This window comes from Acinetobacter sp. YH1901141 (genome assembly GCF_013416935.1).
In the GTDB taxonomy this organism is placed as follows: Bacteria; Pseudomonadota; Gammaproteobacteria; order Pseudomonadales; family Moraxellaceae; genus Acinetobacter; species Acinetobacter towneri.
This window is the reverse complement of sequence record NZ_VPEY01000001.1, coordinates 211,477-223,506: the sequence shown is the minus strand read 5'-3', so window position 1 is coordinate 223,506 and position 12,030 is coordinate 211,477. Positions and strand designations below refer to the sequence as shown.

Genomic DNA, 12,030 nt, shown 5'->3' with positions numbered 1-12,030 from the left:
AGGGGATAGCTTATGCAATTTAGAGGACTGACACTGTGTTTATCGGCAATGCTACTGAGTGTGTCTGTTTCGGCTGCACCAATGCCAAACAGCATTGTGGTGAAAGACAAAGCCATTGTGCCTATTCTAAAAACTGAAGTGATTCGTACAGTGACAGGTGAAAAGCCTATACGCCATGTAGAAGCCACGATTTTTGAAGTGAGCAATCAGGGTAAAGATATTGTGGCAAAGGAAGTTGTTTTTGATGATGATCAAGCACAGTTTTCAGAGAAACAATTGGGTATTCCTGTGATTCAAAAAGGTGGGGTGATTGTACCAACCTCAAAAATTGAGTTGAATAAAACCCTAAAGCAGGATGGTAAAGTCATTTCTGAAGTGAAAACGATTGATGCAGAAGGCATGGAATATAAGCAGGGGCAGGCGCCAATTCATCGCACATTAAAACTGGATCGGGTCAAAACGCCTGAAAGCAAAGAAACAGTTTCTCATGCTGTGTTTACTGAAGATGGACAAACCACAAGAGATGTCGTGCTTTTGGAAGAAGATGTTGCTGAATCATCTATTCAGCCTTAAGTCTTTTACAGAAATACCTTCATCTTGCTGTGCTTGGTAACAGTTTTTTCAAAGTTGTTACCGCAATATGCACTAAGCTGAGAGCGAATAGACCGAGGGGGAGTGATTACCATGAAAAAAGTATTGAGTGTATTGGCAGTTGCAACTGTATCGACCATGTTAATGGCGGGTTGTGAGAGCATGAGTTCAAATGACCAACGTATTGGTGCAGCAGCATTAGGCGGTGCCGTTGGTGGCGCAGCGGGTAACAGCGTAGGTGGTAGTGTTGGTGCAGCAGCAGGCGCAGGTGCAGGTGCAGCAGTTGGAAGTAAAACCCAAGATGGTTCTAACCGTAACGCAACCTATAGTGGAATTGGCGGTGCGATTGGTTCAATTTTAGGTAAAGAAGTGATAGGTGGTAATGCAGGCGCTGCAATCGGTGGTGCTGTTGGTGGTGGTGCTGGTGCAGCCATCGAGCAAAAGCGTTAATCTGAATACGAACAGCCATGCCATCCTACTGAAGTATTTATATTTCAGTACATCCAACGCAGAGTCTTATGATTCTGCGTTTTTTATGCGCTAGCTGAAAAATTAATGCGTTTGGATAAATTGATTGACTGCTTGAGTATAAGCATTATTTTGTCCCAATGACTTGTTGATTTCAGCATGTGAAAGTCGGACAGGCAATAACTGGGTTTGAGTTCCGAATTTCTGTGCCTGTTGAATAAATTGTCGAGCTTGAGTACAGGGTTGATCTGCACGGATGGTTGAGCACACCGCGAGAAATGCAGGTAAAGCTTGATGTAGCTGAGCTATCGGAGAAAGGGCTTTCCAGTTGGAAGGTTGATCACCAAAGGCTTGATCATAAAAACGTGCATGACGTGTTTGCATTATCTTTTCTATATCATAAGCCGCGCTATCTAAAGCAACTGTAGCACGCCAAGGCTGTGGCTGGGGTGCCAGCCAATGGGGGCGAACGGTTAATAGACTGACCAGGTGTGCGCCCGCAGAATGTCCCATCAGCACCAAGCGTTTTGAGTCAGCATGCCAATGCGGTGCCTGATTTTGGATATAAATAAGCGCTTGGGCGATATCCTGAGTTTGCTGCTGTACGGTCACATCTGGAACTAATCTATAGTTGATAGACACAAAAATCCAGTTTTGCTTGGTCCAGTAACTCAGCTTATTTTTGACCACAGCAGCATGATTTTTATCACCCATTTTCCAAGCACCGCCATGGACCATCATCATGAGCGGGGCTGGTGTTTGATCTGTGAGTACTTTGGCAGGGAAATAGACATCCATCACTTGTTGAGGATGAGATCCATAAGCCACATTTTTCAAAGTCTGGACTTTGGTAAATGTATTCGGCACCAAAGCATGGAGGGATGTCGATGAATAGAAACAAAGTAGGGAAAAGATTGGCACAAGATTTTTTTTCATTTTAATGATCCTTTAATTTTAAATACTATCAATGTTTATAATTTTTATGATCCACTGATGTATCAACAGTAATACGTTAATTAATTCATACCTGCTCAAAAAGAGTAGAGAAGTTTGTCGGTGACATTGATCTTTTTGTCTTTTGATTAAAATAATATTACCAACAACGCAGAATCATTAGATTCTGCGTTTTTATGTGAGCTAAAAATTACGTTGCTACGGCTTTGGGCTTTTTACGTCGGATATATAACGTTTTATGCACTTCTGCAATTCGTACACCTGATTCATCGATAATATTGAGCGTATATTGACGTGTCAGAGGAGCATAGTCTTCTGCGATCTGTTTGATTTCCTCGACTTCAGCGGCACTCAGGCGAATATCGGCATACACCGTACTGCGTCCTGGGGCGAGGAAATGAATCGTTGCCGCTTTATCCCAAACAATATATGTTGAACCCAAGTGATGCATCAGAATGAGCATATAGAAAGGATCGACCATAGAATAGAGGCTGCCGCCAAAATGTACGCCGACAATATTTTGATTTTTGCGGGTGAGTGGCATTTTGACACGGACATGGTGGTTGGCTAAATCGATTTGATCAATTTCAATACCTGCACCGCGATAGGGTGGATAGCGATTTAAAAAGTATTTGGAAACGATAGGAAGTTGCTGTAATTTTTTGATGAGATTCATGTGATATTTCATAGAGCCTAGAGCAGATTGTCTTTTATATTAGTATGAAATTTAAGCAAACCTATGGCATATTTTGTTATTCTCAACAGCAATCGTGTCAATAAAAACCAACAGGATGTTTATGCAAGCGCAAACGCTATGGGTTGAAACCTCTGATCGTCAACAGCTCTATGTCAAAACTTGGGGGGAAAAAACGGCACCTGCATTGATTTTGCTGCATGGCTATCCAGATAACCAAGAAGTCTGGAAACGCGTGATTGCCGTGTTGGTACAAGATTTTTATGTGGTGAGTTACGATGTACGTGGTGCGGGACAATCCTCCATTCCCAAATCCATTCGTGCCTATAGCTTGGCTCAATTGGCTGCAGATTTAATGGCTGTTGCTAATGCCGTTTTGGGGCAGCGTGCATTTCACTTGGCAGCTCATGACTGGGGTTCAATTCAGTCTTGGGAAGCTGTAACTGATCCAGATTTAAAAGGACGAATTTTATCTTACAGTACTATTTCAGGCCCATGTTTGGATCATGCAGCGTTTTGGATGCGTAAGCAGTTTTCTGAAAATAAAATTAAATTTTTCAAACAAATGCGTAAATCTTGGTATATTGCCGCCTTTCAACTTCCTGCACTTGCGCCTACAGTTTGGCAGTTCTTTCAACCAAAGCAGTGGCGTCAGGTGGTGATACGTTTAGAACGTGATCAAGATATTGCGATCAATCCTAATATCCGCAAAGATGGGCGCTATGGCGTCAATTTATATCGTGCCAATTTTATCCCACGTTTATTAAAGCCGCGTCAACGTTATGCAATTTGTCCTGTGCAAGCTATTGTCTTGAAATATGATCAATTTGTGGGTGCTGAATTGATTGATGAAATGTCGCTTTGGGTAGATGATTTTCAACGTGTGGAATTGGCAGCTAATCACTGGGCGATTCTTAGTCAGCCGCAAGCAGTTGCTACTGCCATCCGTGATTTTGCTTTAGGTCATGCAAATTCACATGCTGCAGCAATTTAAATCAGAAACGCTTGTCGGAGTTGAATGTTTGGTCAACTCCAATCTGCATAATCTCTGATAAAATAGCTTCTTTTTTGAATTTTCATCTCTTATGTTCGCAATTCTTGCTGCCATTGCAATCATGTTCGGATTGTCGTTGGCTCGTGTGCCTGTGGTTTTTGCCTTGGTTATTGGTGCAGTCTCAGGTGGTTTACTGGCTGGTTTAGGCTTACAAGGCACTTTAGATGCGTTTAATAATGGTTTAGGTGGTGGCGCTAAAATTGCTCTTGCTTACGGCATTTTAGGTGCATTTGCTTTGGCTTTGGCACGTTCAGGTTTGCCAGACTTATTGGCGTATAAGCTGATTCGCACTTTAACAGGTAGCAGTAATACTAAGGTACAGAACCGCGTTAAATATCTGATTTATTTTACTGTGGCTTTGGCAGCGGTATTTTCACAAAACTTAATCCCTGTACATATTGCATTTATTCCTGTATTGATTCCACCTTTATTAAGTGTTTTCAATCATTTAAACCTAGACCGTCGTGCAGTGGTTTGTTTGCTGACTTTTGGTTTGGTTGCCACCTATATGTTTGTTCCTGTGGGTTTCGGTGCAATCTTTCTGAATGATATTTTGGCGCACAATATCAACACCTTTGGTGCTCCGTATGGTTTTGCCATTCAAAATGAAGATATTCCTGCTGCCATGTTTATTCCTGTGTTTGGGATGTTTATTGGGCTATTGATCGCGTTGTTTGTGAGCTATCGTAAGCCTCGACATTATCAAGATGTGCAGGTAGAGCGTACCCAAAGCATTTCGAGTGAGCTCAATGCAAATACCGCCGCGCCAACCCTACAAGCGCCTCAGATTGCAAAATTTACCTTGTGGATGGCAGTGTTTGCGATTATTGCAACCTTGGCGGTGCAATTGTATTCAGATTCGATGATTCTGGCAGGTTTGGTGGGTGTTGCCATTTTAAGCTGTGCGGGAATTTTCAAATGGAAAGAAGCAGATGATGTGATCATTACAGGTATGCGTATGATGGCACTCATCGGCTTTATTATGATTGCTGCACAAGGTTTCGCTTCAGTGATTGAAGCTACTAATCAAGTGCCTGCTTTGGTAGAAGCGTCGGTGGAATGGATTGGCAATAGCAAAGCTTTGGCTGCATTTTTAATGTTATTGATTGGTTTGTTAATCACCTTGGGGATTGGCTCATCTTTCTCTACCGTGCCTATTTTAGCGATTATTTATGTGCCTTTATGTTTGCAGTTCGGTTTTAGCCCTGCAGCAACCATTGCGATTATTGGTACAGCAGCAGCCTTAGGAGATGCGGGTTCTCCAGCATCGGATTCAACCTTGGGGCCAACTTCGGGTTTAAATATGGATGGGCAGCACGACCACATGAAGGACAGTGTGGTACCGACTTTTATTCACTTTAATATTCCATTGATGATTTTTGGCTGGATTGCAGCGATGGTGCTGTAAATTATCACCAAAATTTTTAAGCGCACGTGTTCAGAATAGACTGGGCACGTTGCAGCATCGTGCTAAAACGACAAGAAGAATCTTCCTCAAGTTCATCCTTACATCTGCCGATTGAAACCCAATACAAAATTCAAACTCTCTAACAAAATGATCCATTTTTCGTTGTCATCAACTTCTAATATTAGAATGAAGATGATTTTAATTCTCTTTATTTAATTTGGATAATTTTATTGATTTTCTATGATTTAAAAATAGAAAGTCTGAGTGAATTAATCTATTTAAAATAAATTTGTGTTAGTTTTTAAATAAATATAAGATGTATTTTAAATAAATCTTTTAATATATTTTTAAAATAAAATTGAGTAATATAGTCGGGAAATAATAATATAAACTCTATTAATTAACTCGGATTTTAAAACCAAGTAATTTGGTCTATTTAAAATAAATTTATATAATAATGAATAGCTTATAAAATAATTAAAATATTATGTTTAATATGTGTTGCATATTAATAGTGGTCATGTTTAATATTAATTAAGCGTTAAGATTTTTATTCTAAAGGTGGTTTTGAAATGTTAAAGCATGTTGCTCTAATTGCATTAATGGGAATGTCTGCTTCTGCTATGGCAGGTCAATGGCAAGTTAAAGTTGGTGGTTCTGTAATTTCTCCAACTCAAGATACTACAGATCCAGATCTTGGTCATTTTGAAGCAGATCATGAATATGCATTTACACCTTCAGTAGAATATTTCTTTAATGACAATATCTCTGCTGAGTTATTGTTGGCGACACCAATTAGCCATGATGTAGCTCACGAGGGTGAGAATAAAATTAAAATTAAGCATTTACCACCAACGTTAACTGCTAAATATCACTTTAAAAATTCAACCCGTTTTACACCATACATTGGTGTAGGTGGTACGGCATTTGTTGCTTGGGATGAAAAAACATCAGGTAATTTAGCTGATTTAGATGTAAAAGTGAAAGAGGATTTTGGTTTTGCAGGTCAAATCGGTTTTAACTTCCAGCCAGCCGATGCAAAAAACTGGGGCGTATTCTTTGATGCTCGTTATGCACAATTGAGTCCTGAAGTGACTGTTAAAGCGGGTGGCACTACAGTTAAAAAAATCGATTTAGACATCGATCCAATGGTGTACACCATCGGTTATAGCTACAAATTCTAATTATAAATGTAGCTCTTTATAATAATAAAAATCAGCGCAACCCCATCTTTATGATGGGGTTTTTTATTGCAAAAAATAACAAATGTATCGAATGAAAAAATTGAGTGCATGTGCCATGTTCATTTACAGTCTGAACGATAAAGTAAAGAATGATAAAGAAGGAATTAATTCATGTTGATAAAATACGGTTGGCCTATATGTGTTGGTTTAATGCTGAGTGTCGCAGGGCATGCGGCGAGTTTTTCTTGTGAAAACGCCAAAACACAAACGGAACATGCTATTTGTGAACATCGTGCGGTTAATGATGCCGATGTGAAAATGGCAACCACCTATCGTATCGTCAGCCGTTTGGTCGCCATGGGGACGCGTTCACAAATTCGTGATGAACAATTTCGCTGGTTAGAGTTGCGTGATCGTTGTGGCGCTTCCGTCGATTGTTTAACCCAAGTGTATAATTTGCGTCAGCAGAAATTAGAGGATCATTTAAATCAGGTCTATCAACGTGCACCTTTTTAAATTTTTCTGGGTTTAGGCTTGAAAAATTAGGCAATCACTCCAATTCATTAACACATCCAACAATAACCATGTTTATGAATTTAAGGAGTGATGAATGAGCGAGCACAGCCAAAAACACAGTTTCCAAGCCGAAGTGGCGCAGTTATTACATTTGGTGACCCATTCTCTTTATTCCAACCCTGAAATTTTCTTGCGTGAACTGATTTCTAACGCATCGGATGCCTGCGACAAATTACGTTTTGAAGGCATCAACCATCCTGAATATTATGAAAATGATCCTGATTTACGTGTGCGTATTCGCTTAGATCAAGACAAGAAAACCCTGACCATTTCAGATAATGGTATTGGTTTAAGTCAGCAGGATGCGATTGAGCATTTGGGTACCATTGCCAAATCGGGCACCAAAGACTTTATGTCAAAATTGACGGGCGATCAAAAAGCCGATGCGCAATTGATTGGTCAATTTGGTGTGGGTTTCTATTCAGGTTTTATCGTGGCAGATAAAATTACTGTGGAATCACGCCGTGCAGGATTGGCTGCAGATGAAGCCGTGCGTTGGAGCAGTGCGGGTACTGGCGAGTTTGATGTCGAGCAAATTCACAAAGCAGAACGGGGTACCGATATTATTCTGCACTTGCGTGAAGATGCGCTGGATTATTTAGAAAGCTACAAAGTTAAGCAGATCATCAATAAATACTCTGATCACATCAGTTTGCCAATTCAAATGCAGAAAGAAGTATGGCAGCAAGAAGAAGCAGCTGAAGGTGAAACACCGAAAGCAGGTCAGTATGTGAAAACTGATGAGTGGGAAGCAATTAACTCGGCCAGTGCGTTGTGGACGCGCAATAAAAACGAAATTAGTGCAGAACAGTACATTGAGTTTTATAAAAACCTCAGCCACGATTTTGACGCACCATTGGCATGGGCGCATAACCGTGTTGAAGGCAGTACTGAATACACTCAGTTGTTGTATGTGCCAAGTAAAGCACCGCACAACATTTTTACTCGTGAAGCCAAAGCGGGGATTAAATTGTATGTGAAGCGCGTATTTATTATGGATGAGGCAGACAACCTGATCCCGAACTATCTACGTTTTGTACAAGGTGTGGTGGACAGCGCCGATTTGCCATTGAACGTGAGCCGTGAGTTATTGCAAGAAAGCCGTGATGTGAAAACCATCCGCGAAGGCAATACCCGTCGTGTGTTGACCATGTTGGACAATTTAGCCAAGTCTGAAGATGAAAAAGACCAAGAAAAATTTAAGCAATTCTATCAAGAATTTGGTTCAGTTTTAAAAGAAGGCTTAGGCGAAGACTTTGGCAACCGTGAACGTATCCTGAAATTATTACGCTACGCTACTTCAAGTAATGATGACATCAGTACCTCATTGGCGGACTATAAAGCGCGAATGAAAGAAGGTCAGAAAGCCATTTACTACGTTACGGCAGACAACTTGAACGCAGCAAAGCATTCTCCACAGTTGGAGTTGTTTAAGAAAAAAGGCATTGAAGTGTTGTTGATGGCAGAACGCGTAGACGAGTGGGCGATGAACTTTGTGCAGGAGTTTGATGGCACGCCAATGCAAAACGTATCTAAAGGTGCGGTTGATTTAGGCGATCTACAAGATGCTGAAGAGAAGAAAGCTTTAGACGCGGCTGCAGAACAATTTAAACCTGTGGTTGAGCAATTGTCTGCATCTTTAAGCGGTAAAACCAAAGAAGTGCGTGTGACTACACGTTTGGTTGATTCCCCTGCTTGTTTGGTAACAGGTGAAGGTGAACTGTCACCACAATTGATTCGTATGTTGAAGGATGCAGGGCAAGCTGTACCTGATATGAAGCCAATTTTGGAAATCAACCCAGAGCATCCTTTGGTGAAAAAATTACAGGACTCCAATCAATTTGATGATTTGGCGCATGTGATTTTTGATCAAGCTGTGATTGCTGAAGGTGGCTTGCCTGAAGACCCAGCGGAATATGTGAAACGTATTAATAGCTTACTGTTAAAGTAAGTCTGCTTTCGCATGAACATGATCGATGATGCGTTGTACAAATAATGCATCGTCATCTTGCAAGATCATCTTGCAAAAAAACCAAGTCCTGTTCGCAAGACTTGGTTTTTTAATTTGGCTTGATTGTAGATGTTACCTGTTTAGAAAATGGCTTCTAAACGCACTAAAGCACCGAGATAATGATTACGATCTGCGCGATCATCATTTAAATAATTGACATCGCCCTGAATAAAGAACCATTCACGTAAAAATGGTTGACGCCAAGAGACAAATGGCCCCCAACGATTTAAACGTAAGTCATCATCGTGATAATAACCGCCTGTATAAATGCCATAGTTAAAGCGGTTGCCTGCAAAGAATTGATGTTGTCTAAAGGTGTAGTTGTCCCAAACCAAATCATCATCTTGTTCATCGGCATAGGTCAGGCTAAATTGATTGGACAAGAAAGCCTGATTGGGGCGTGCGTGCGTGAGCTCCAAGTTGGTTCTGAGATAATTTTCACTGTCGATGCCATAACGATAAATTTGTTCGGCATGAAAAGAGAAATCATTTTCCAAAGTCCAGTCTTTAGAGGCTTTTAAACGCAGATAAATATCATCGCCAGAACGTACCCCTAAATCGACATCTGTTTCAAAAGGTAGACGCTCGGCAAAGTTCGACCAACGTAATGCCAGAGAACTGTTGTCTTCACGGCTACGTTTGCTGTCTACGGTTTTGTCTGCGTCATGCGCTGGGTTTTCGTTGGTAATGGCGACGTTATTTTGCAATTCGTTATCGAGCGAGTCATCACCAAATACCACACTGAGTTTATTTTCAAGCGCAGGCAGTTTGATTTTGCCACGAATACGAGGTTTGACTTCATATTCATTATGCTTATCCCAACTGCTATCGACCAAAACCCGCAAAGTGGCTGAGGCAGGCTGTTCAGGACTTGGTTCACCAAACCAGTTATCCAGTTTATGTGCTGTTTTATCTGCCCAATTGCGAATATTTTTTTGACGTTGATCGAACCAAGTTAAATGTTCCGTTTCTGCGGTGGGAGGTACAATGGATTCATTGGATTGTTCGGGTAACACCGTCGGTGTGGCATCAATCCAACGTGGAATCGTGTAATAAAAACCGTTTTTATCTGCTGCACTTGGCGGAGCGACAGGCAATTCATAAGGTGGCAGTGGCGTATGGGCTTGATCCACTGCTTGAGTTGATTCTTGTGCAAAAGTGGTGCCTGCGACCCCACTTAAGAGACAGCTTAATATAAAAGGCGATGTGTGCTTTATTCTTGACATTATTTACTGATCTTTAAGCCATTTTTGTTAGTGTTGAAAATCTATGAGATAAAAGCAAGACTTGGCTACAAAATCATAATATAAACGGCAGTTTTTAGGCAGAAACCTCTTTTTCTTGATACATTTGAAGTGCTTGGCATAACTGCAAAGCATCAATCGGTTGCTGTAATTGGGAGATGACTTTTTGAATCATTTGCCAACTAATACCTTGTTGTCGATCTAATAAAATGTGCGGTACAGCTTGTTCAGTACGGGACAGTTGTAAGCGCTTTTGACCATGAATCACACGAATTTTTTGTCGTTCTTTCAGTAAAATCAAAGGGGTATGACTCTGTGCTTCATTTTCTTCAAACTGGATAAATTTAGTAGTTTGAATGTGCTGTATCGGAATGAAAGGAAAATAATGCTCTTGCTGCCACACGATTTGAGCATCATGACTATAGCATTGAAAAAGCTGATCAAAATTAAATAAATGTTCTTGTAATTTTTCCCAAGAAATTTCACGTATTGCTGCAATTTCATGTTCAAACTGTTGGCAAAAGTTTTGAGTCAAACGAATCGCTTGCATTTGATCTAATGCGCCAAGCAGTACCACATATTTAATAAAGCGTCCTTGCGTATTGGTTTGTTCTGCTAAATATACCGCACGCGCCAACAGCTGTTGCTGGTCTTCTTCAGGATCAGACAAATGCACTAACACATCGGCATATTGCGTGACTTCTGGCGCTTCAGGCAAAAAGACCCGATACAACTGTGCTGACTCATTTTGACTAAGATTGAGCGCAGAAATTGGGCAGCTATATTGGTTTAACAATAGGTTATAAGCTGAGTTGGCGTTTGGTTTTGGCGTGACAGCTGTTATTGGTGGGGCAGTATCTATTGTCGTTGTGTCAGGCTGAGTTGTATTCAGTATTGCGTTGGAAATGATCGTTTGGTCTGCTGTCGGTTCAATTGTAAGTTCATCTTTAGCCACGTCCACAACTTGAGTATCAGACGAGGCAACTTCTTCTGTAGCGATGTGGTCTGTAATGAATTCAAATTGAATTGGCGAATCTACAGCTTTATTTTCTTCCAAGTCTGCAGTGACAAAGACTGGCTGAGTTTGCGCAGCTTCTAGAACTGCAGCTTGTTTCAGTTCTGCATCGGTTTGAAGGCAGTGATACTGTTGCTGCTGTTCCAACATCCAGCGATAGACCTGCTCTAAATCTTGAAATTCGCTTAGCAGAGCAGTGCGGTCTGCAGCAGGAATTAACCAAATTTGCCAACCTGCTCTCGGTTGATACAAAATCGCCCAACCTGCTTCAGGCTGTTGATAAAGTGCTGTTTCAAGTGCTTCAAGTTGTGTAAATACGCCACGAAAAGATTGTGCATATAAACTTTGTTCTGCAAAAGTTACCGCAGTTTGAATTGGATTTTGTGAGGCTTTAAATGTGAGCAACTGTTTTTGAAAAATCGGTTTATCGCACAGCATAAAAATTTCTTTAATGCGTGCTTTGGCTTTGGCTGTTTCATACAGACTGAGTCTTTTATGCGTTAAAGCATCAATTAAGTCGCGTAATTCTTTAATCAACAGTGATTTTTCTAGTGTATTCATTGATGCATACTTAAATATGTTGTTGTGCTTTTTCCAAATAATCTGCCAAGACAATATTCAGAGCCAATTCAATCAATTTATATTCTGCCGATTGTGGTTGAGGATAGCGTTTGGCTAATTCGATTAAATGGCTGACCTCAATCGCTTGAGGTGGAATTTTTCTTTGTATAAGTGCTTGAAGTTGTTGCATAGGCATCTGCTATAGCAATGAAAACAAAATCACTTTAATTATATGGATTTAATTAAAAAATACATGCTAAAAATTGTCAG

12 protein-coding genes are annotated in these 12,030 nt (G+C 40.6%); 7 read left to right on the top strand and 5 right to left on the bottom strand.

All coding sequences use genetic code 11. The annotated features are described in order from the left end of the window. Positions 1 to 12 precede the first annotated feature (12 nt). Both FTV52_RS01050 and FTV52_RS01045 read left to right on the top strand, forming a co-directional pair. The gene (locus FTV52_RS01050) at positions 13 to 573 is read left to right on the top strand and encodes a hypothetical protein (protein WP_179989537.1); all 561 of its coding nucleotides are present in this window, start codon (positions 13 to 15) and stop codon (positions 571 to 573) included. 111 nt (positions 574 to 684) lie between these two features. After that, positions 685 to 1,041: a DNA transfer protein p32 gene (locus FTV52_RS01045; RefSeq protein WP_167845717.1), complete on the top strand. Its 357-nt coding sequence runs from the start codon at positions 685 to 687 to the stop codon at positions 1,039 to 1,041. Positions 1,042 to 1,143: 102 nt separating this feature from the next. On the opposite strand, the gene FTV52_RS01040 is transcribed toward FTV52_RS01045, so the two are convergent. Then, on the bottom strand, positions 1,144 to 1,995 hold the full coding sequence (locus tag FTV52_RS01040) for an alpha/beta hydrolase (protein WP_096902328.1): 852 nt from the start codon (positions 1,993 to 1,995) through the stop codon (positions 1,144 to 1,146). A gap of 208 nt (positions 1,996 to 2,203) precedes the next feature. Further along, positions 2,204 to 2,689: a DUF4442 domain-containing protein gene (locus tag FTV52_RS01035; protein ID WP_131260963.1), complete on the bottom strand. Its 486-nt coding sequence runs from the start codon at positions 2,687 to 2,689 to the stop codon at positions 2,204 to 2,206. Positions 2,690 to 2,810: 121 nt separating this feature from the next. On the opposite strand from FTV52_RS01035, the gene FTV52_RS01030 reads away from it, so the two are divergent. The 5 genes from FTV52_RS01030 (at position 2,811) to htpG (ending at position 8,880) form a co-directional block, all read left to right on the top strand. Beyond that, entirely contained in the window at positions 2,811 to 3,701 is an 891-nt protein-coding gene (locus FTV52_RS01030; protein WP_179989535.1) for an alpha/beta fold hydrolase, read from the top strand. 91 nt (positions 3,702 to 3,792) lie between these two features. Then, entirely contained in the window at positions 3,793 to 5,169 is a 1,377-nt protein-coding gene (locus FTV52_RS01025) for a Na+/H+ antiporter family protein (protein WP_179989533.1), read from the top strand. Positions 5,170 to 5,741: 572 nt separating this feature from the next. Beyond that, positions 5,742 to 6,353, top strand: coding sequence for an OmpW family protein (locus FTV52_RS01020; RefSeq protein WP_179988510.1), 612 nt, complete (start codon positions 5,742 to 5,744; stop codon positions 6,351 to 6,353). A gap of 171 nt (positions 6,354 to 6,524) precedes the next feature. Continuing rightward, complete coding sequence (locus FTV52_RS01015; RefSeq protein WP_179989531.1) at positions 6,525 to 6,869, top strand: lysozyme inhibitor LprI family protein; 345 nt, start codon at positions 6,525 to 6,527, stop codon at positions 6,867 to 6,869. A 94-nt stretch (positions 6,870 to 6,963) separates the two neighbouring features. Then, complete coding sequence (gene htpG, locus FTV52_RS01010) at positions 6,964 to 8,880, top strand: molecular chaperone HtpG (RefSeq protein ID WP_004975801.1); 1,917 nt, start codon at positions 6,964 to 6,966, stop codon at positions 8,878 to 8,880. Between the two features lie 140 nt (positions 8,881 to 9,020). On the opposite strand, the gene FTV52_RS01005 is transcribed toward htpG, so the two are convergent. The 3 genes from FTV52_RS01005 to FTV52_RS00995 form a co-directional block, all read right to left on the bottom strand. Beyond that, positions 9,021 to 10,166: a hypothetical protein gene (locus tag FTV52_RS01005; protein WP_179989529.1), complete on the bottom strand. Its 1,146-nt coding sequence runs from the start codon at positions 10,164 to 10,166 to the stop codon at positions 9,021 to 9,023. A 94-nt stretch (positions 10,167 to 10,260) separates the two neighbouring features. Then, entirely contained in the window at positions 10,261 to 11,760 is a 1,500-nt protein-coding gene (locus FTV52_RS01000; protein ID WP_179989527.1) for a hypothetical protein, read from the bottom strand. A 10-nt stretch (positions 11,761 to 11,770) separates the two neighbouring features. Further along, a complete protein-coding gene (locus FTV52_RS00995; RefSeq protein ID WP_004975807.1) occupies positions 11,771 to 11,950 on the bottom strand; it encodes a hypothetical protein in 180 nt (59 codons plus the stop codon). Between the last annotated feature and the right edge of the window lie 80 nt (positions 11,951 to 12,030).